This is a genomic window from Humiphilus diazotrophicus (genome assembly GCF_059726315.1).
The window spans coordinates 2,254,683-2,275,387 of record NZ_AP040870.1 but is presented as its reverse complement, the minus strand read 5'-3'; the positions used below and the strand labels follow the sequence as shown (position 1 = coordinate 2,275,387).

Annotated in this window: 19 protein-coding genes; 8 read left to right on the top strand and 11 right to left on the bottom strand. The window is 51.9% G+C overall.

Annotated elements, in window-relative coordinates; all coding sequences use genetic code 11:
• The first annotated feature begins 38 nt into the window (after positions 1-38).
• Positions 39-674, top strand: coding sequence for a carbonic anhydrase (locus AC6I7T_RS10500; RefSeq protein ID WP_497793339.1), 636 nt, complete (start codon positions 39-41; stop codon positions 672-674).
• A gap of 46 nt (positions 675-720) precedes the next feature.
• Here the strand turns inward: AC6I7T_RS10500 and AC6I7T_RS10495 are convergent, their stop codons facing one another.
• The 3 genes from AC6I7T_RS10495 to AC6I7T_RS10485 form a co-directional block, all read right to left on the bottom strand.
• Positions 721-1,278 (bottom strand): hypothetical protein, encoded by a 558-nt coding sequence (locus AC6I7T_RS10495; protein WP_497793338.1) that lies wholly within the window; start codon positions 1,276-1,278, stop codon positions 721-723.
• Between the two features lie 162 nt (positions 1,279-1,440).
• Positions 1,441-1,983, bottom strand: coding sequence for a hypothetical protein (locus AC6I7T_RS10490; RefSeq protein WP_497793336.1), 543 nt, complete (start codon positions 1,981-1,983; stop codon positions 1,441-1,443).
• Between the two features lie 190 nt (positions 1,984-2,173).
• Positions 2,174-3,751 carry a DHA2 family efflux MFS transporter permease subunit gene (locus AC6I7T_RS10485; RefSeq protein ID WP_497793335.1) on the bottom strand — a complete coding sequence of 526 codons (1,578 nt, stop codon included), beginning with the start codon at positions 3,749-3,751 and terminating at the stop codon, positions 2,174-2,176.
• Between the two features lie 236 nt (positions 3,752-3,987).
• Between AC6I7T_RS10485 and dnaK the strand changes: the two genes are divergently transcribed.
• Together dnaK and AC6I7T_RS10475 are read left to right on the top strand one after the other, a co-directional pair.
• On the top strand, positions 3,988-5,919 hold the full coding sequence (gene dnaK, locus AC6I7T_RS10480; RefSeq protein WP_497793334.1) for a molecular chaperone DnaK: 1,932 nt from the start codon (positions 3,988-3,990) through the stop codon (positions 5,917-5,919).
• A gap of 230 nt (positions 5,920-6,149) precedes the next feature.
• The gene (locus AC6I7T_RS10475) at positions 6,150-6,320 is read left to right on the top strand and encodes a hypothetical protein (RefSeq protein WP_497793333.1); all 171 of its coding nucleotides are present in this window, start codon (positions 6,150-6,152) and stop codon (positions 6,318-6,320) included.
• Positions 6,321-6,490: 170 nt separating this feature from the next.
• Here the strand turns inward: AC6I7T_RS10475 and AC6I7T_RS10470 are convergent, their stop codons facing one another.
• On the bottom strand, positions 6,491-6,766 hold the full coding sequence (locus tag AC6I7T_RS10470) for a hypothetical protein (RefSeq protein ID WP_497793332.1): 276 nt from the start codon (positions 6,764-6,766) through the stop codon (positions 6,491-6,493).
• Between AC6I7T_RS10470 and AC6I7T_RS10465 the strand changes: the two genes are divergently transcribed.
• The 3 genes from AC6I7T_RS10465 (at position 6,767) to hpnI (ending at position 9,918) form a co-directional block, all read left to right on the top strand.
• Positions 6,767-7,963 carry a DnaJ C-terminal domain-containing protein gene (locus tag AC6I7T_RS10465; RefSeq protein ID WP_497793331.1) on the top strand — a complete coding sequence of 399 codons (1,197 nt, stop codon included), beginning with the start codon at positions 6,767-6,769 and terminating at the stop codon, positions 7,961-7,963.
• Positions 7,964-8,209: 246 nt separating this feature from the next.
• Positions 8,210-8,617: a MerR family transcriptional regulator gene (locus tag AC6I7T_RS10460; RefSeq protein WP_497793330.1), complete on the top strand. Its 408-nt coding sequence runs from the start codon at positions 8,210-8,212 to the stop codon at positions 8,615-8,617.
• Between the two features lie 98 nt (positions 8,618-8,715).
• Entirely contained in the window at positions 8,716-9,918 is a 1,203-nt protein-coding gene (hpnI, locus tag AC6I7T_RS10455) for a bacteriohopanetetrol glucosamine biosynthesis glycosyltransferase HpnI (protein WP_497793329.1), read from the top strand.
• A 16-nt stretch (positions 9,919-9,934) separates the two neighbouring features.
• Here the strand turns inward: hpnI and AC6I7T_RS10450 are convergent, their stop codons facing one another.
• The 3 genes from AC6I7T_RS10450 to AC6I7T_RS10440 all read right to left on the bottom strand — a co-directional run bounded on the left by AC6I7T_RS10450 (position 9,935) and on the right by AC6I7T_RS10440 (position 14,775).
• The gene (locus AC6I7T_RS10450; protein WP_497793328.1) at positions 9,935-11,176 is read right to left on the bottom strand and encodes an MSCRAMM family protein; all 1,242 of its coding nucleotides are present in this window, start codon (positions 11,174-11,176) and stop codon (positions 9,935-9,937) included.
• 196 nt (positions 11,177-11,372) lie between these two features.
• Entirely contained in the window at positions 11,373-12,386 is a 1,014-nt protein-coding gene (locus AC6I7T_RS10445) for a hypothetical protein (RefSeq protein ID WP_497793327.1), read from the bottom strand.
• A 433-nt stretch (positions 12,387-12,819) separates the two neighbouring features.
• On the bottom strand, positions 12,820-14,775 hold the full coding sequence (locus tag AC6I7T_RS10440; protein WP_497793326.1) for an ArnT family glycosyltransferase: 1,956 nt from the start codon (positions 14,773-14,775) through the stop codon (positions 12,820-12,822).
• 63 nt (positions 14,776-14,838) lie between these two features.
• Here AC6I7T_RS10440 and AC6I7T_RS10435 point away from each other — a divergent pair, with 63 nt between their 5' ends.
• Complete coding sequence (locus AC6I7T_RS10435; protein ID WP_497793325.1) at positions 14,839-15,804, top strand: CHAD domain-containing protein; 966 nt, start codon at positions 14,839-14,841, stop codon at positions 15,802-15,804.
• Positions 15,805-16,124: 320 nt separating this feature from the next.
• Positions 16,125-17,678, top strand: coding sequence for an exopolyphosphatase (gene ppx, locus AC6I7T_RS10430; RefSeq protein ID WP_497793324.1), 1,554 nt, complete (start codon positions 16,125-16,127; stop codon positions 17,676-17,678).
• Here the strand turns inward: ppx and sixA are convergent.
• The 4 genes from sixA to AC6I7T_RS10410 all read right to left on the bottom strand — a co-directional run bounded on the left by sixA (position 17,630) and on the right by AC6I7T_RS10410 (position 20,688).
• A complete protein-coding gene (gene sixA / locus AC6I7T_RS10425; RefSeq protein WP_497793322.1) occupies positions 17,630-18,157 on the bottom strand; it encodes a phosphohistidine phosphatase SixA in 528 nt (175 codons plus the stop codon). The two genes, ppx and sixA, sit on opposite strands and share 49 nt — an antisense overlap.
• A 225-nt stretch (positions 18,158-18,382) precedes the next feature.
• Positions 18,383-19,237 carry a subclass B3 metallo-beta-lactamase gene (gene bla, locus AC6I7T_RS10420; RefSeq protein ID WP_497793321.1) on the bottom strand — a complete coding sequence of 285 codons (855 nt, stop codon included), beginning with the start codon at positions 19,235-19,237 and terminating at the stop codon, positions 18,383-18,385.
• A gap of 186 nt (positions 19,238-19,423) precedes the next feature.
• Positions 19,424-19,804, bottom strand: a complete 381-nt coding sequence (locus AC6I7T_RS10415; protein ID WP_497793320.1) for an ester cyclase — start codon at positions 19,802-19,804, stop codon at positions 19,424-19,426.
• Between the two features lie 29 nt (positions 19,805-19,833).
• On the bottom strand, positions 19,834-20,688 hold the full coding sequence (locus tag AC6I7T_RS10410; RefSeq protein WP_497793319.1) for a helix-turn-helix domain-containing protein: 855 nt from the start codon (positions 20,686-20,688) through the stop codon (positions 19,834-19,836).
• Positions 20,689-20,705: the final 17 nt, after the last annotated feature.

Sequence of the window (20,705 nt, the reverse complement as noted above, 5' to 3'; positions counted from 1 at the left end):
GTTTCCAGATAGGGTAAAGGAGGAGATGAAAAACTGCGATGAAGCGCTTGCTTGATGGTTATGCCCGTTTTCGCGAGAAAGCTTTTCCGGAGAGAAAAGATCATTTCCACCTTCTTTCTGAGGGACAATCTCCGGAGTTTCTGTTTATTACCTGTGCCGATTCCCGTGTAGTCCCAGATCTCATCTTTCAGACTGAGCCGGGCGATCTGTTTATCTGCAGAAACGTTGGAAACGTTGTGCCTCCTTACGGAGATGTTCCTGGTGGCGTTTCTTCAACGGTGGAATATGCCGTTGAAGTTTTGAAGGTAAAGCATGTCATCATTTGTGGACATTCGGATTGCGGAGCTGCCAAGGCTGCGGTCCGGCGAACATCTTTGGTGGGGCTGCCAACGACACAGCAGTGGCTTCGTTATGTGGATGAGGGGTGGAAGTCTACCGGACTCTGCGGTGACTTGCAGAACGGAGAAATTCCTCTAGAACGACTGGTTCAGGCCAATGTCGTTGCTCAGCTGAAAAATCTGAAAACACATCCTGAAGTTGCTCGAGGCTTGGAGCGGGGAACTCTACAGGTCCACGGTTGGTACTACGACATTCTTGCCGGAACAATTGATGCCTATGAGCCCGAGAGCCGAAGTTTTCAGCCCTTGGAGAAGGTGTGGATGGTGGAGAAGTAGATGTGAGAGGGGCACGGTTGAACCGCGCCCTTTCTCCGCTGACGGTCTATAGCATTGGAATCCGGAAGACTAATCCAGTGCTGATGGATTTAGGGTGGATGCCGTTAGCGTAGTCGGATAAACCACTGTAATTGAATTCCACAACGCGCCAATCAAAGCGCGGAAGTATGGTTACATCGGCACCGAAAACCCCTTGATACTGAAATTTTGTTTCCGAGCTTTCGGCGAAGCCTTGCCCAACGTGTATATGTCCTGCTCCGATGAGCAATTCGGCATAAGGTTTCACCGGGACCGTGGGTACATGAACGGCAACTCTTGGTCCAACAAGCACGCTCTGCATTTGTGTGTTGCCACTGCCGCCCAGAAAGGTTCCACGAACATCGGCACCTAACTTCAGCGCCTGAAAATGGCTGGAATCGAAATAAGCTCCTACTGTGGGTCCATAAATCCAGTCAGTATTTGGCAGGTCAGTTTTCCCCGCAGTGAAGGTGGCATATATACCCGTCTGCGCTAATCCTTTAGTGGAAAGTGTCACTAGCGTAAGAGCAAAAAGGAAAACAAAACAAAAGCGTTTCAATACATCAGAGGAATTGATTCTTCTCATATGTCTCTAACCTTAACGCCAGGAAGTGTTTCCTGCGGACAAGGAGAGGATCTTTGCGTTATCGAGAAGGATTCTCAGGGCTTCAAAAGCCTTGACGCTAATGCAAACGCTCCTGAAGCCAGCGGTCTTCAGGAGCGTTTGTCTAAATGCTATTCGAATGGTTTATAGGAAGGGGACACGGAAGACCACACCAGTACTTATGGTCTTGGGATTCGTTCCTCCATTGAAGCTGGGAAGTCCGCCATAGCTGAATTCCACAACTCGCCAGTCGATGCGCGGAAGTACTGTGACATCGGCGCCTATCAAGCCCTGGTACTGAAATTTCGTCGCGGAGCTCTGGTTGGCCTGAGCGTGCCCCACTCCTACCAGCATTTCAGCGTAGGGCTTTATGGGGATGACAGGAAGATGTGCGGCAATTCGGGGTCCGACCAAACCGCTTTGTATCTGGTTTTTGCCGCTGCCTCCGAGGAAGACTCCTCTTATATCAGCTCCCCATTCCACAACCGGGAGGTGCTTGGAATCAAAGTAGGCTCCAACGGTTGGGCCGTAAATCCAGTCGGTATTGGGAGATCCGGTCTTGCCTGCGGTAAAGGTTGCATAAACGCCGGTTTCGGCTTTTGATATTGGGCCCAATGTAGCCAGCGCAAGAGTTAAAAGTGCAACAAAATAAAGAGGTTTTCGTACAACAGGGGGAGTAATCTTCATGTATATAGACTAAGCCTCCATATTCATCTTTAGTAATTAGGAGAATCTCATCTGTAACGTCCGGAGGGGCTCAGAAGAGACGGAAATACCAATCTCCTTCGTCGGATGCAGCCCGAAAGAATATGGCGATACCTCCTCGCCCTTTGAGAGCGAAAAGGAACCACCTCTCAGTGCTTTCGGGCGTGACCTGTTAGTGGGCTCCAGCAGGAGCTTTTCTTCCCGGATCTACTTTGCGGAATAGCCAGACCGCTATTGCACAGAGGAATGCCAGTAGCGCTGTCCAGCGGAAGACGTCGACAAAGGCCCATAAGGACGCTTGTTGTTCCAGTTGTCGATAGATGGTCGCGTAGGCCCCTTTATTTCCAGCCGCTTGTCCAAGTCCTCTGCCCAGGAAATTGGAGAGATTTGCAACTCGCTCCTGCAACCAGTAGTTCGAAGAGGGAACGCTCCCTGCAATTTGCACCTGGTGGAGGTCTGCCCGTCGGATTAAGAGCGTTTGTGCCGTAGAAATACCGATCGAGCCCCCGATGTTACGCAATAGATTGAAGATACCGCTGGCGTTGCCAATCTCCTCGTTGCGCAAAGTCCCATATGCCAGGGTGGTAATTGGGACAAAGACAAAGCTCAGCGCAAATCCCGTGATCAGAATTGGGCCCAACAGTGTTGTTGGACTTATTCCGAGGTTGACGTTTCCGAAGATTGCGGAGCATATGCCAAATCCCACGAATCCCAAGGTCAAAAGTAGACGATTGTCTATCTTGTTGCCTATCCATCCGATAACCGGCATTCCGACAATAGATCCCAAGCCACGAGGTCCTACGACCAGACCGGCCGTAAAAGCGGTGTAGCCGAGAATCTCCTGGTAGTACAACGGCAGGATGGTGATGGTCGTATAGATTGCCACCCCGAGCATGGTGATCAAGAAACAGCCAACCCCGAAATTCCAGTTTTTCAGGATGCGCAGATTAACCAGGGCCTGCTTCTTTCTCCAGGAGTGGATGATGAACCATACGAGGGCGACAACTAGAAAGAAGACCGCCCAGCGAATCCAGACTGCTCCAAACCAATCGTCTTCTTGCCCTTTGTCAAGAACGATTTGTAGACATCCGGTCCAGACCGCGAGCAGTCCAAAGCCGAGATTATCGAAGGGGCCGACCTTTGCATTCTTGATGTATGGCGGGTCATGGACGAAGCGGCTGATCATGAAGACAGCCAGCGCTCCGACCGGAATATTGATGTAGAACGCGTATCTCCAGCTATATGTGTCGGTTAGCCAGCCGCCAAGGGTTGGGCCCAGAACCGGAGCGACCACGATCCCGAAGGCGAAGAAGGCCATAGCAGCCGCTCGCTTAGCTGGCGGAAAGCTTTCCAGGAGAATCGATTGCGAGAGCGGCTGCAAGGCACCCCCTCCAGCGCCCTGGATGACTCGGGCGATCAGGATGAAGGCCAACGAGGGGGCGGCTCCACAGAAGAAGGAGGCAATCGTAAAGATCACGACGCAGGTGATCAGGAATCTCTTTCGGCCAAATTTCAAGGAGAACCAGTTGCTTGCCGGCAAAATGACTGCGTTTGCAACCAGATAACTGGTTAATACCCAGGTCGCTTCCGAGTTGCTGGCCGACAAACTACCTGCAATGTAGGGCAGGGCGACGGAGGCGATAGCGGTATCGAGCACCTCCATGAAAGTCGCCAACATGACGGAAATTGCTATTATCCAAGGATTTACATCGTGAGCACTGGAATTTGAAGATGTAATCTCTGCTGCCATCGGTACCAGGGTCTTTCGCGGAATCGGGTCCTGCCTAAAACATATTGAGATGCAGGCGTCTTCCTGTTTCGAGGATATCCACTCCATAAGAGGTCAGGATGATGCCGGAAGGCTCAAAAAGAAGATTCTTTTTGGTGCATCCGGGGCGCTACTGATATCATCAGATAGGTTGACAATAAGTGACTCACATGCGAAGCTGCAAATCGGACGCATGTTTTAGGAGTGACGTAACTACCATGGCAAAGATTATCGGTATTGACCTCGGCACGACCAACTCTGTCGTCGCCGTGATGGAAGGCGGAGAGCCAAAGGTTATTGCGAACGAAGAAGGCGGCCGTACTACCCCTTCCATTGTTGGCTTCGCAAAGAGCGGTGAACGGTTGGTAGGACAGGTGGCAAAGCGCCAGGCGATTACCAACCCCGACAACACGGTTTATTCCATTAAGCGCTTTATGGGGCGGCGCTTCAATGAAGTGAACGACGAAATGAAGATGGTGCCCTATAAAGTAGTCCAGCAGGGCGATCACGTTGCCGTTGTGGCGCAGGGGAAGGAATATACCCCGCCCGAAGTTTCGGCAATGATTCTTCAGAAGCTGAAGAAGGCTGCGGAAGCTTATCTGGGCGAATCTGTAACCGAAGCCGTTATTACAGTTCCGGCATATTTTAACGATGCCCAGCGTCAGGCGACCAAGGATGCCGGCAAGATTGCAGGTTTGGACGTCAAGCGCATTGTGAACGAGCCTACGGCAGCTGCTCTGGCTTACGGTCTGGATAAGAAAAAGGACGAAACCATCGCGGTATATGACTTCGGTGGCGGTACCTTCGATATCTCGATTCTGGAAGTCGGCGAGGGTGTTATTGAGGTGAAGTCGACCAATGGCGATACTCACCTGGGCGGCGACAACCTCGACCAGCGCATTGTGGACTGGCTCATCGACGAGTTCAAGAAGGATGAGGGTCTGGATCTGACGTCTAAGGGGAACGAGATGGCTTTGCAGCGTCTGAAGGATGCCGCTGAGAAGGCCAAGATCGAGCTCTCGACTACGTTGGAAACCGAGATCAATCTACCGTTTATTACAGCCGATGCAACCGGTCCAAAGCACTTGGTCAAGAAGTTGACCCGCGCCAAGCTGGAGCAGTTGGTGGAAGACCTGCTGCAGCGTTCTCTTGAGCCTTGCAAGAAGGCAATGGTGGATGCCGGTGTAGACGCCAGCAAGATCGATGAGGTCGTGTTGGTCGGTGGCCAGATCCGTATGCCTCGAATTCAGGAACTGGTAAAGCAGCTCTTCGGTAAAGAGCCTCACCGTGGTGTGAACCCGGACGAGGTAGTTGCGATCGGAGCCGCGGTTCAGGCCGGTGTGTTGGCTGGAGAAGTAAAGGATCTGCTCCTGCTCGACGTGACGCCGCTGACTCTTTCAATCGAGACTCTGGGCGGAGTGGCTACGCCGATGATTCCGCGTAATACCACAATTCCGACCAAGAAGACTGAGACCTTCTCGACGGCTGCGGATAGCCAGACCGAGGTTGAGGTTCACGTACTGCAGGGCGAGCGCCCGATGGCTGCGCAGAACCGGACGCTGGGCAAGTTCAAGCTAAGCGGCATCCCTCCGGCTCCTCGTGGCGTTCCTCAGATCGAAGTTACCTTCGATATCGATGCGAACGGCATCTTGAACGTAGCCGCAAAGGATCTTGCAACCGGCAAGGATCAGCGTATTCAGATCACCTCTTCTTCGGGTCTGAGCAAGGACGAAGTGGAACGGATGGCTAAAGAAGCTGAAGCGCACTCCGCCGAGGACAAGGCGAAGCGCGACGAGATCGAAGCCCGCAATGGCTTGGATAATCTGGTCTACAACATCGAGAAGATGTTGAAGGACAACGGCGACAAGGTCTCCGGAGCGGAGAAGTCCGAAGTAGAAGCGGCTCTGGCCGAAGCCAAGAAGACCCTTGAGGGCACGCCTTCCCCGGCTGAGTTGAATGCAGCCAAGGATAAGCTGACCCAGGCTTCTCACAAGCTGGCAGAGGCGATGTACAAGGCAAATGCTAATGCTTCGACTGGAAACGCTGCTCCTCCAACCGACGGTGCTCAGGCTGCGGCCGGGACCACCGAGGAGAAGAAGGACGAGGGTGTCATCGACGCCGAGTATGTGGATGTAGAGGACAAGAAGTAACTATATGGGGATGAATCCACACATAAGTGGTATTCATCCCTTGAAGTTACAGGTCGATGAACAGAAGTAAAGGTTAGAAAATTCTGAGGTAGTGGCCAAAAGCCCCTACGGCGCTAGTAATTCGGGCCGTAAGGATGGCAAAAAAGTCCACTGTAGAGAGGTTGTGGGGCGGCTCATGCGGTATTGGGACGCCCCAGAGTTTTCAGTGGGAGAAAAGCGGAGCGTTGATTATGACCCAGACTGTATGGCAGTGTGAACAACTCCGAGCTGGCCAGGTTTATAGCAAGATGGTCTTCAATACTCGGGAAGAGGCGGAGCAGTTTGTCTCCAAAATGAGCCGGGTGGAACCGGATATCTTTTGGCGGCTAGAGCCAGTAGAAGCAAGGTTGGTGTGGAACTAGAGGAATAAGGCGGCGCGCCCAATGCAGCAATCTTCCGGATATGCGGAATTCCCTGCGGAAGTTGGTGCTCGCAGGATGACTGAAGCTGCATTGGAGCAACCCCGGCGCCGGCTTTTCAGCTTTTCAAAAGAGTCTTGCAGCCCCGAAGAGGGAACTCTAGAGTTATCAGTTCAGTAGCTGATACTGGAGCCGGGCTCAAACATGATAGGCTTGCCCTGGGATTCGTTGAGTACCTCGGGGTACAGGCCAGCTGCAAGAACGAAGCTCTGGTTTCCCATGCGGTAATGCAATTCCTCGCTGACGGCGACGGTCTTCACAAAAAGTCCTTTTGGGAAGAGATTGAAGGCTGCCGGATTCTGAATTGAAGTTGAGTGAGGAAGGCGCAAGGAATAAGCGGTGTAATGTGTAAAGCGGGGCTGAAGAGTCCCGGCGTAATTTGAGATCACATGTCCACGACACAACACAAGGATTACTACGCGACGCTCGGTGTGAAGAAGACAGCAACCGCCGAGGAGATTCGCAAGGCATTTCGTAAGCTGGCGCGTAAATATCATCCTGATGTGAACCCCGGAGATCGTAAGGCAGAGGAGCGCTTTAAGGAAATTTCCGAGGCCAATGATGTTCTGAGTGATGAGAAGAAGCGTAAGATCTACGACCAGTTAGGCTTCTACTCGGATCAGATTGATCCAGCGGCTGCAGAAGCTGCTGCTCGGGGTGGTTATGGACGTCCTGGAGAGCAGGGAGTTCCTTTTGACTTCGGAGGCTTTGATTTCTCTGGATTCCAGGGAAATGCAGGGCACCATCAGAGTCCGGGCGGCGGTCAGTCTGCCTGGGGAAGCTTCCGGGACATCTTCTCCGGAATATTCTCGCAAGGCGGGCAACAGCGCCCACAGGGGCCTCAATCCGGAACCGACCTTGAATACCAGGTAAATGTAGATTTCTGGACTGGAATCAAAGGCGGCACGGCGCGTGTCCAGGTACAGCGTCAGGATATATGCCCAACCTGCAAAGGGAAGACCTCTACGGGAGGTCCTGTCCAATGCCCAGAGTGCCATGGCTCCGGTCAGGTAACTCAAATGGGCGGGCGCATGAAGTTTAATATCCAGTGCCCCCGTTGCGCCGGTTCCGGGAAGATGCAGAATGCTTGCCCGACATGTTCCGGACAGGGGACGCAAAGCAAGATCGAACCAGTAGAGTTCCGGATTAAGCCGGGAACTCGTGACGGGCAGCGTATCCGTTTGGCCGGAAAGGGGAATGCGGGCGTCGGCGGAGGTTCCGCAGGCGACCTGTATTTGACGGTGAAGATCGGCAATCACCCTATCTTTACTCGCTCAGGCGACGATATTCATGTCAAAGTCCCGGTTACGATGGCAGAAGCTGCACTGGGATCGAAGATTGAAGTACCTACGATCGATGGTCGTGCACAGCTCAAGATTCCGCCCGGCACACAGGGCGGGCAGAAACTGAGAATGCGCGAACGGGGTGTTCCTTCGGCTGTAAAGGATGGAATCCGCGGCGATCAGATCGTGACGGTAGAGATTGTGGTGCCGCAGTTGAAAGATGAGCGGTCGAAGGAAATTTTGCGAGAATTTGCACGTCTCAATCCCGAAGATCCACGCAGTGCCATTTTTGGCAGACTGTAGGGGTAGATGATTTGCGGAATCGGTTTTGAGTCTTGTTCTTTTTGCCTTCGTGGAGAAGAATGAACTCAACTTTTACCCCATGTCCGCGGTAAATTTGCTGGATCTTGGGGAAAGAGTGTGCGAGATGAGGCATTTGGTTTCGATGTCGAATTGAGCAAAGTGATGACGGTATAGGAACTCCGTCAAAGATCAGTTCTACATCGCAGAAGTAAGTTGCTATAGAAATGATTAGTTCGGGGTTGAAGAATGGCGACGAAGCGGAAATCTAAGGGCGCATATATGATCTCGGCGGTTGCCGAGATGTACGAGATTCATCCGCAAACGCTTCGTTTATATGAGCGGGAGGGGCTGCTTCAGCCTTCTCGTACTGAAGGGAATACCCGGCTCTATACAGACGAAGATCTGGAGCGGCTCGAGTTCATTTTGAATCTGGCAAGAGATTTAGGCGTGAATATTGCCGGAATCGCCATTATCCTTCAAATGCGGGAACGCATGGAGGAGATGAACCGGCAGATGCAAAGCTTCGTGGATTATGTACGATCAGAGATGGTGACACGAATGCAGCAAGCCGGTCAGCCTACTTCCTCCGCTTCTGCTATTGTGCCGTTGCGGAAGCCCGTCATGGTGCCGCGGTCTGCTGAGAAGAAGCGCTGATTCACTACGAATCCCCCCTTCTATTGTTGTTGGACTATTGCTTCCGCCTAAACTTTTCTACCCCTCTACCTGTGTAGAGAGACTAGGATTTCTGCGTTTTGATCACGAAACTCCTCCTCGGTATCAGCTTCTTTGGCTTATTCACGTCGACCATCTATTCGATCTTGGTCTTGATGGGAACTCGGAGCTATTTGAGTAATCGTAGCAACCGAAAGAACAAATTCTTTACGCCTCCCGTCAGCCTTCTGAAGCCGGTACATGGTGCTGAACCTCATTTGGAAGAGCATCTGGAGAGCTTTTTTCAGCAGCAATACCCCAAGTACGAAATCCTATTCTGCGCACGTCATGAAAACGACGAAGGCTTGCAGACGGCACGCAGAGTTGCAGCGCGCTATCCGCATATTCCTGTTCAATTCCTCACCACCGGTGAGCCGCGTTATATCAACGCGAAAGTTGGATCGCTTGAAAAGATGGCGGTAGTTGCGCGGTATGACATTCTTATCATCAGCGATAGCGACGTTCGCGTAACCCCGGATTATATTTCCGGAGTTGTGGAGCCTTTCCAGGACAGCAATGTAGGCTCGGTCACGTGTCCTTATCGCGGTGTTGCAGCCGATGGCGGTTTTTGGGCACGTCTTGAGGCTGCCGGGATGTCGATTGAGATGACTTCCGGCGTATTGGTGGCGCGAATGTTGGAGGGGATGCGCTTCACCCTTGGGCCAACCATGGCTGTTCGTCGCGAATGCGTGAAGAAAATAGGTGGCTTCGGTGTTCTGGGTGCCTATTGCGCCGACGATTTTGTTCTGGGCAATCTGATAGCGGAACGCGGCTACACGGTGGTTTTGAGCGATCATGTCATCGATCACATGATCCTGAATTCGACTTTTGTCTCTTCCATGAAGCATCAGGTGCGCTGGATGAAGAGCACTCGCTTCTCCCGTCCCAAAGGACATTTTGGGACTTCTCTTACTTTCAGCCTGCCCTTCGGATTGCTTGGAGCCTTTGCCGGTTTGCTTGCCGGAAGTTGGGCGCTGGCATTGGCCTCTCTGGGCTGGAGCGTGCTGACTCGGATGATAATGGCCGTGCTAGTGGGTGGTTCGGCTCTGGAAGAGCGCCCTGTCTGGCGCGTAGCTCTGCTTTATCCGATACGCGATTTCATGGGGTTCTGTTTCTGGGCTGCCAGCTATGCCAGCAATAAGATCCTGTGGCGCGGAGAGATCTATGAACTTGGTTTCGGTGGATTAATGCGCAGTACGTCTACAGGTCAAAGCGATAAGCACGAAGCTACAGTGACAACATAGAGCAACTGAGAAGTTGTTACTGGAAATCGGATCGGTTGCATTCGACTTGTATTCCGGTTTGTGCGGAGCTTGCATCGAGATGCACTGTTACAGCATGGTCGGTGTACCGGGATAAGAACGCCTGGCTGTTGTATGGAACTGCAGTAATATCTTCCCATCCATAGATCCGATATTCTCCAGGTGCAAAGCCGCTGGCGGTAAAGGTTCCATTCTCTGAGCTGGGTATAACCATAGCCGTGTGTGATTCGACGGACTGGATAACTACGCCCGGTTTCGGCGCTGTGCCATTGATCCTCAGAATTCCCGAGATAGAGGCATTTGCTGCAATCCTGGTGAGAACAAGAGTTTGTGCAGACGTCCCGTCTTCCACCGACAACTGGTTGTTCGTCGACAGCCTACCGCCAATGGAAAGTTGCCCGATATACGAATGACTGCCAGCCCTAAATGCAATTCTGTAATAGCCGGGAGCGACGTCTCTGAAGACGAAAGATCCGTCTTGTCTGGTGGAGGATCTGTAGTGCAGAGTTTGCTTCTCTGTGGAGGCATCTAGAATGAGGCTTGCTTTTGTAACTGTTTTTCCGCTTTCATCTACCACCTTCCCCTGAACAGTAGAGAACTGATTCCCCAAGAGAGAAATCTCTTTCGTCGTGGTTGCGGGCAGTGTTACTGACTGTGCGGCACGGTGTACTTCGCTTCCTCTACTCCAGTTTTCTACCAGTTTGTAAGTGCCGGGCGGTATTGCCTCCCACTGATAGTGGCCGTCCAGAGGATCGATACCCGCTTGCGTGTTAAGTGGAATAATGAAGTCCTCTCCCTGTAAGAAGATCTGTATCTGCCCGCTAGCTTCTCCCTGGGCAGGAATTGCCTTCAGCGTTGATGTTTCCTCAGCATCGATAGAGATGTCGATGGCTTGAGATTGCCCTTTAGCAAGACGGATAAGGCTTGTGATCGGCAGCTCGCTCGGATTCGGATAAAACGCGAAGAGTGGAAACTTAGGTTTCGATTGGCTGGGCGATGGCTTAGGATGCATTGGATCGGTGTCCGATTGCTCGACGTTGAGCGCCGGGGTCTTGGGGAAAGTAGCCACGAAGATATGAACGCCAGCCTGCAAACGTTCGCAACGAAAGTTCCCCTGGGCACTTGCTTTGGTCGTACAGGAAAGACGCGGAAAGATCATGCCATCTTGAACATCAAGGCGGTAGATCAAAACATCGGCTGAAACAGGTCCATACTGTTTAGTGTTTACCGTGCCGGACAAGCTGCTTGTGTTTTCTTCTTCAGCATGCAGGAGGCATGATTCTATGCCGCATATAACGAGAAAACATAAAGTCGCAATCCGACAAAGCATGGGAAATGGTCCTCTGAAATGGAATCGATTGGCCGTATTGGGGATTGCAACGCAATCCCCAATACGGCAGTTATACTGCGTGTTTGACTTTGAGGTAGAGGATGCATTAATAGCCGTAGATCTGAATGGCGTTATTACTATAGGCAAAGGTGTTATAGAGATAATTTACGCCAAGTGGGCTCAGGTCGAGAAGGTTTGGGGGGCCATCCATCTTCCATGCTGGTTGTTGTCGATTGCCCAAGTCACTTCCATTGGTACTTATCAGTGTTGTGAACTTTTTACTGCTGTCATTCGTGCTGAAGCCCACATAAAGATATCCATTGTGAACAGCTAAGGACGGTGATGCCGATGTCCGTTCGGAACAGCTGTTTGGACTCCAGAACTCAAAGCTGTTGGAGGAAGGAGTGTATCGATAGAAATATAAGCAGTGGGAGCTGCGCTCTTCAAAGCCCATGTAGAGTTGGTTATTCCAGAAGGCTAGGGCAGGATTAAACCACATTGCAAAGAAATTGCTGAGATTCTGACAGTTGACACTGGCAGGAGACGCAGCATTGAATGGGCATAAAAGTGGAGTATTCCCATTTGCATTCTGGAGGCCCAGGTAAACCATGTTGGGGTTCGATGGGTCAACGGCTAAGGATGGAGAGTAGGAGATGGAATAAGCTGCTCCAGCGATTCCATGCAATGCCCAGGTCGATCCATCGGTGGAGGTGAGGAGCCCCAGTGATCCACCGGAATTTACGGCAAGAACTAAAACTTCTTGCCCATTAACTTTAGCTGTCGCTAAAGCTGGATTATCTGTGCTGACGGCATAGCCTGTGTTAACAAAGCCGGAGTTGTAAACACGGTTATATGATCCATAGACTCCACCATACTGCTTGCTGGTGATGTAAACGGTGCATTCACCTGAGCCATCGCAGCTCGATGCGCTGGTATAAGCCATATAGATTTGGCCGTGGAAGATGGTTGTTGCGACTCCATGTCTGTCACCGGAACCGCCAATATCTCCGAAGACTTGAGTTCCGCCATCTTTAGGCCAAGTTAGTTTTTGTCCAAAAGAAGGAAGGCTGAGTGCCACTAAGCCTGTGACGACAAGGGCTTTCAGAATAGAACATTTCATTTCGATTGATCCTTATTCCGATCCGGGGGACGAAAAAGAAAAGGAGAGATGAGGCCCGCGTGCTTTTGAGTTATGAGATTCTGCTTCTCTTACGCGGTGTCATCTTGCATATCGATCGATTTACTTCCCGTCTCCAGGTACGAAGATCGGGAGGGATGAAATCACTATGGTCGTATCCCCTCATTACAGCACCTAACCGGGTGCTGCCCTTCGGTTATTCAATCATAGCGGGATGATAATAAATTGCCCGGAGATGTTAGTGCAAATCTGATAAAACTTAATGCATGTTTCCGTCAAAGGACGCTGCACCTGATTACCGCTGGAAGTTTCATCGTGTTGTGACAAGTTCTAGGTTGGCGTACTTAGCAGAAAAAAGGCATGTGCTAAATGCACATGCCTTTTTTCTGCAATTTTAAAAATATTGCAGCTGTTTTTAATGCAGAACAATAGGCTGGTTCGTGTAGAGTGTTTTGTCTGCCAATTCCTTGACAGGATAGAGCTGCCCCTGAAGGATCTGTTCGACATGTGCGTGCTTGTTTCCGGAAACAAACAACCACTTGCGTGATCCTGTTTGCCATTGAGAAACAAGATCTCTATCTTCCAGGAAGACCTTGGGGGCATCCGGATAATAAGACCCCCAGATCATAGAAGTAGAGCGGCCCTCTACGAGGTAAGCAGGACGATGTAGCCGGTTATGCGTGTAGAAGATCACAGACGATCCGTCTGCCTGATCTCCGTACAGCATTAAAGTGTCGTTCGGCGTGCCGTATTGGTTGATTATGTCCGCCATTGGTTTCGACGAAAGCATTGGTGCAAAGCGTCCGAAAGCGATATGTGCGGCGATCAGGAAGAGAGCTGCCATGAGAGCCAGCGTAGTTGTCGCTGCGACATGCTTCTTTCCTGCACGGAAGGCCCAGCTCAAGAGTGGTCCGACGAAGAGTGCGATGGCGGCCAGAGCTGCAGGCAGGCGAAGAGCTGCAAACGAAGGGCCTGTCAGGTCGAAGAAGTGAGCCATCGAGAGCGAATAGCCGGCAACCTCGCGGTGTGCCAGCAGCGCGCCAATGTCATTGACGTGGGGGATATTCCTCGAATCCCATAGTCCCCAGGCCAAAGCTCCCGAAGCTGCCAAACCGAAAACGCATAATGCCGCATGCGAGAGTGTGAGCCAGCCCTTGCCCTCCTCTTTATCGCTTTGTTCGACACGTGCCAGAGCTCCAGCCATCAGTACAACCAGAGGGAAATAGGCTGGCCAGGTGTAGTACTCCTGGTTGGTCGAAATGGCAAAGAAGATAAGGATGAAGGCCGCAAAGAGAGAAAGCAGCCATGTCGTGCGTGTGCGGAGTTTCAATTGCCCGACGTAGGTTGCTACGTCAGTGCGCAACGCGTTGTCGATGTAGAAATCTACCGTGTCTCCATGATGGGGCCGCAGGTATTCCATCCACTGCTTACGGGTCGTCCACGCTCTGGCAATAACAACCGGAACAAAGAGGCTCCAGGGAAAGAGCCAGACCAGATGAAGCGCCCAATAATAGATTCCTGGCAGTTTGGCGTAATCGTGAGGGTATCTGTGACCGAGGAAACGTAGGACATGTTCGTTAATGAAGTAGAAATAATAGAAGCCGTGAACATTGCCCGGTGTCGGAATGTTGCCTAAGGGATGTCCCTGGTCCGGGTTCCGCAGACCGGCCAGAATATGCCATGGGGCGGCAATTGCCAGGAAGAGGAGCAGGCCCGTGAAAATCTGCATCTGCTTCCAGCGGCGCCATTGGCCGCTCAAAATGCAGTAGGGGATGACGGCTCCGAAGAAGAAAACCGGAGCGATCAGCCCCTTGGTCAGGACGGCGAGTGCCAGAGCTGCCCAGGTTACGTAGATCCGTCCAGGCCTCGAGTACTCAAGACCAGTCAGAAAGCAATAAAGAGCGAGTGCCAGAAAGAAGCTTAGCAACGCCTCTGGAATAAAGATCCGTGTGAAGAGAAAAACCCCTGCCGAAGTCAGCATCCCAAGGGCAGCATAGAGGGCTGATCGATCGCCCCAAGCTTGCTTTGCCCATAGCCACGCGAGTATCGTGCAACCCAAAATCGAGAGGGCTATCGGTAAATGTGTGGCAAAGGAGTTCTCCCCAAAGACGCGATAGTCGAGAGCCACAATCCAGTAAGGAAGAGGAGGCTTCTCTAAATAACGGATACCATTGACCTTTAAGGTTACCCAATCCCCGCTTTCGAGAATGTGCTGGGCTGCCTGTGCATGGGTGGCATCGGCGTCGTCTAACAGAGGAGGCTGAAAGAGGGCGGTAAAGTGAACAGCAAAAAACACTGCCAAGAGCAGCGTCCACACAAGGAAGGGAGAAGTGCTCCGGCCCCGGCCAGAGGTCGCTGAAGGAGAGTTCATGATCGTTTCTGAATTCAAGAAGAAGAATATCAGTCTGAGAGCCTGGGAAGGAGGCAGAGCGCAATGAATACCTCTATATGGAACAATTCTCGTAATTCGGGAAAGGGGCGAGGTGCGGACCAGACTTCTTCCAACTCTGCCGATAGCTGGCTCGGACATCTGACTTCCGTCTGGATCGCTGATTTGCAGCGCACACTGGAGAATCCCGGAGTGGAAGAAGTTCATCGCGTCCGTACCGGAACTCGTCGTTTGGAAGCTCAACTGGAGTCCCTCTTCGAGCGGGGAGAGCTTGCAGACGGGGTTCTAAGAAAGTCGGCAGAGTCCTGGATGCGGCAGATGAAGAAAATTCGTCGAGCGGCGGGAGAGGTTCGGGATCTGGACGTCCATCGGAAATTGATGGAGAAGTACACCGGTATCGGCAAAGCCGGGCGCAAGCTGCACGAAGAGGGCAAACAGGGAGAGCTGGAAAAGAGCGTTCCTAGTCCACAGGAAAAGACCCTCCTGGAAAAACAGGCAGAATTGTTGGACGACTGGTTACGTAACAGACGTGACCGCTACGCCGCTCGGCTGCGGAAACAGGTTGAAAAGCGTCTGCCTAAGGTTGAAAAACTCAGCCGGAGATTTTTTGAGAATTACGGTCACAAGGTGCGTGCCGGGAGGGCAGAGGATTCTCCTGCCAGCATTGCGTTGAAGGTCTTCGTCCGGGTCTGTACGGAAATTCCTCAGCTGAACGCCTCAACGCTTCACGATTTCCGCAAGAAGATCAAGAAGGCTCGATATCTGACGGAGTCTGCTCGGCAGAGCGCAAAAGCAAAGCAGGTTGGTGATTGGATCAAGAAGATTCAGGATTCCATTGGGGCCTGGCATGACTGGCTGGTTCTGTCGGAAGAAGCTTCAGCAGCACTGAAGAATGATGATGCCGATTTGGTAAGACAGTTGGAAGAGCAGGTAGCTCATAAATATCAGGAAGCTCTGAAAACTACGGAGAAACTGAAATTGCGTCTCTTACCTTCGAGCAATGGCCGCTGAGCGTGGAGGAGTGGTGCTTAAGCCCGGGGGCTGGAGCCTTTTGATGAAAAGAACAATGAGGTGAGGCCGTTGGTGTTTCCCGCGACGATGCGCCTTTAAAAAAATCAATGGTGATGGAATCGGCTTGTGCCGTTGCGGCCAGGACAAATTTGCATCCTCATCGTATTCGTCCCCTTGTAGAATGCCAGAAACCTCTGACCGGCGATATGATGATGCAGCAATCGAAACATTCGGGTTTTAGTGTGATCCGGTGAAGAATGCTGTTGGAGTGCATCGCCTGTTGAATGGATGTGCTCATCTAGGGTACGAAACGGAGAACGATGCAGACCTTTGCGGCTATCGATATCGGATCAAACTCTTGCAGGCTGAAGATTGCACGAATTGTGCAGAACCGTCTGAAGGTGGTTCATGAAGACCGTGAAGTCACACGGCTGGGCGCAAGTGTCTTTGAAACGGGATTAGTTTCGCCCGACGCGATGGCGAGTACTCTCCGGGCGTTGAAGCGCTTTCAACGTGCAGTACAGTCCTTTGGCGCAGATCAGATTCGAGTTGTAGCTACAGCGGCCATGCGCGACGCGCGTAATGCTCAGGCCTTCATTGCCTGGGTTCAGGCCGAGACAGGCTGGACCGTCGAGATTATCTCCGGTCTGGAAGAGGCCCGCCTGATTCATCACGGGGTGATGAATACAGAGTCGGGGACGGATGGACGAGTCATCTTGGTAGATCTCGGTGGCGGTAGCTGCGAGATTACCTATTCCAACAAGAAACGAATTGTAGAAACTGTCAGTCTGCCCTTGGGAGCTGTTCGTCTGACCCACGAGTTTTTACCCACCGATCCTCCTGATAGCCAGGAAGTTGCTCGGATGAAGCAGTTTATTGCTCGTGAATTGCGTCGCGCCCATAAGGTGGTGCATGCACAGGCAGGGAAAGAGATTCTGGTAATTGCCACATCTGGAACGGCGGCGGCCTTATCTGATGCCGGTAAGACAGTGGCGAAGGCGTCGACCAAAGGAGCCAAGAAGAAGCAGAACTCCGAAATTGTGCCTACGCCAGCTGTCCGCCATTTGGCCGATAAGCTGGTAAAGCTGAAAAATAGCGATCGTAGCGCCATCCCGGGCATTGGCCCTCGTCGCTCCGAGATCATCATTGCCGGAGCCTACGTCTACTCGGAACTGCTGGAGAGCTATTCTCTTCCCGGATTTCGCTACTCTCCCTCTGGACTGAGGGACGGAATCCTGGCTCAGATGGTAGCCGAACTCCAGTCGCCCAGAACCACGGCACACCGCGAGTTCGAACAGGAGCGTTGGGAGGGAATCCTGGCTGCCTGTACTCGCTATGGCGTAGATCTGAAGCAGGCCGAGGCTGTTCGCGGGCATTCTGCTCAATTGTTCCGGGAGTTGCAGCGGGTACATAATCTACCGCCGGATTACCAGCATTGGCTGGAAGCTGCCGCGATGATGAAGGATGTGGGAAAATTCCTGAACTATCAGGGACATCATCGGCATGCCCAGTACATTATTGCCAACTCTGAGCTCTACGGGTTTACACGCCTGCAGCGGACGGTTGTCTCTGCCATTGCGCGTTATTTAGGGAAGAGCCGCCCTGAGCCGACAGATCGGGCCATGCGCTACATCCCGGTAGCCGAGCATGAGAATGTGAAAAAGGCGGGGGCATTGTTGCGTCTGGCTGTGGCACTCAATCAGGATCGGGCTAGCGACGTTGTAAAGGTCAAAATCGGAGTCTATCCCAAGCGCGTGATGTTCGAACTTTATCAGGGGCGTACCGGTGCGGAGTTGGAGATGTGGTCCTTGAGAAAAGAAGCTGCCTACTTCTTGGAAATCTTCCGGCGTGAGCTTTTTGTCACGCTGGTGTAAGCAGTCTTCAGCAACTTGGGATCGAAGATCCAGAGTAATGTTCCCGGACGTCTGTCCAGATCGACACGTGCCACCGCACCTTTGCGGAGCCGGACATTTGCCTTCCCTGGCGCAGCGATCAGCGAGCCGAGAAAATGCTGGAGGTTCGGGTTATGCCCGATCAAAAGCACGTTTTCGCAGTTAGAAATACTACCGATAAATTCCGTAAACGACTTTACCGTTGCCAGAGGAGCCAATACCTCGGTCGGCTGGATCTTTGTGTCGTATCCGACTTCGTTGCCAACGAGCGCAGCCGTTTGGAGTGCTCTCTTTAAGGGGCTCGAGGCAATCAGGTCAAACTGGATATCAAGCTTATTCAGGAATCTGGCGATGAAGAGACACTGCTCCTTGCCTTCCTTATCGAGTCCGCGTTTAGCGTCCAGTACTGGATTAGCACGCCGTGTTCCAGCACTGGCGTGACGAAGAATGTAGACATTCATGGGTGTGGGTTCTTTCTTGCTGGCAAAGGTAGGGAATCGTACCCGCTTAGCCCGTCAGTCTTTATTAACACAATTGTAACAATTGTCCCCGTAGGTGGGAAAGTATTGGAGCCTTGGAGCGTTCCTTGCCCAGAGGCGGTTTTCTATTTCTTTTCCAGAGATCAACTTTGAATCTTTAGGCCCCTGGAAAGGCGTTCAACCTTCCAGGGGTAAGGTGAGTTACTACTACTTCTGATGTTCTTGACGGGCCAGTTCTGACCGAAATGCCTGTTCGCGCTCTGAAACGTATTGCTGATAACCTGCCGGATCGACAAACGGATTCGCTTGTCCCTTATTCAGACGGGCAAATTTTTCAGACAAATCGTAGTAGCTTCCATGGGCGCCGAGGAAGACGTCGCAGGGGAGTGCCTTCAGGGTCTGAAAGGTGTGTTCATAGTCCTGTGCAATCTCCGGGTAATCAAGGTTCCTAAGAAGTTTATATCCGGGGTTAACGTTCGGACTGCCAATTATCACGACATTGTAGGGTTTTCCACCCTCAACCACCTTCATCGTCCAAGTCGTACACCCCTTGGTGTGTCCGGCAGTTTTGTGGGCGGTGAGAATGACATCTCCGAGCTTGACCTGGTCTCCGTCATGCAGAATCCGGTCAACTTTTACGGGCTTATAGAACATGCTTGGAGACTTGGAGTACTGGAAGTTGCTTCTGCCTCCATCTTCGATTTCTTTGACATCGGCATCCATCACCATGTACTCGGAATGGGTCAGCTTCTTGATTAGGGCGCTTCCGGCGCAGTGATCGAAGTGTGCATGGCTGATCAATAGGATCTTGATATCGCTGAAACGGAAGCCGAGCTTCTCGACACTTTTCTTGATCTGAGGCACCGAACTTTCGAGATTGCTGTTAATCAGAATGTGTCCCTGTGGGGTGGTAATCAGAAAAGCCGCGAGATCCTTGCTTCCGACGTAATAGATGTTTCCTATAACACGATGCGGCGGAAAGGGCTGAGTCCACTCGGGATTGTCTTGTGCAAAAAGAACACTGGTAAAGAGAAAAATGAGGCTGAACAGGCGAACAATCATAGGAGAGCATTTCCTGGCAGTTGAAACCACATAGACTCCGTGACGTGAGATTGTAGATATCGGAAATAAAGATATGGCTTCCAGCTATGCCACAGCTCAAGATTATAGAGAGATATTCGGATATTGCGGTATCCGGAAGAGTTGGCCTTACAAGGGATGTATGGGTGTTTCTCGATGCCTTCAATGCTACCGGAGGGTTTCTTCTAGTCCGGTTTTATCGATGGCAGACCAGACTTCCTGGATCTTGCCTTCATGAAACATGTAAAAGACATTCTCCCTGAACAATGCGTGACGGCCGTTGATACTGAGGCCAAGGAATTTCGCCTTTGGATGGCAGTCGAAACGGAGAACTGCCGCCACGAAGGGGAACTGCATTACGAGGAGTGCAATGTCGAAGTGTAGATCGGGGATATCCTCGTAGTTGCCAGCGAGCATGGCTCGGTAGCCGTCCAGGCTAATCCGCTTGCCGTTGTACGTGACGTCTTCATGCACATACTGCCCGAGCGAGGCGAGATCTCTTCTGTTTAAACACGCGATGTACTCTTTGTATCGGCTTGAAAGATCCACAGGAACCTCTCCTTGAATCGTCCTGATACCTATTGTCTGGAAGAGCGCCATTCCCCTGGAGTCATTTGTGTATGCTGGCGGAAGACCCGGTTAAAGTGGCTTTGGCTTGCGAAGCCTAAGTCGTAAGCAACAGCGCTAAAGGGCGTGTCGCTTGCTGCCAGTATGGACTTTGCCCGTTCAACTCTGCGCTGTAGAACGAACTGATGCGGGGCAAGTCCTGTGGTCCTTTTGAAGAGGCGGGCAAAATGATAGAGGCTCATACCAACCTCTTTCGCCCAGGATTGAAGTTCGATTTCATCGTTAAGCCGGCCCTCGACGTAGTCGATTGCTAACTGTAGCTGCCTGGAAGTAAGCTTTCCTGCTTCAGGCAGATACTTACGTCCCGGGATATCAATAGTTCTTAGCAGGTGCACCGTCAGTGTGCTGGCCAGGCTTTCCCGATAGAGGCGATCTTCGCTTTCGCAGTTTACGAGTGCCAGGACAAGTTCTCGCATAAGGGGATCGTTGAACTTGAAGAAGGCTTGATTGGGCAGGGAGGAGACTCCAACCTCATCTGCCGTCTGTTGCACGAAGCTTTCCGACAAAGTAACGAAGCCGACCTCACGCGGTTGATGCCAGATGCCACGGCAAGAGTCGCCTGCGGGTGTCCAGGTCAGGTCTCCAAAATGCAGTATGCCGGTTGCCCTTTTCCCGTCCTGGAGTAATTCGACCTGTGCAGGGCTGCCCAACTGGATTGAGAACTGATAGCGCGACAACTTGTGTTCCTGCTCGGAATGCTGCGGAGCAAGCATCTGGCGAAAGATGGCTACAGGTGCCTTTATCTTGTGATCCTCCCACGAAGGACCCCGTTTGATTGTTTGTGGAGAGGCTGCGGAGTGTTGCATGGAATGCCTGAACCCCT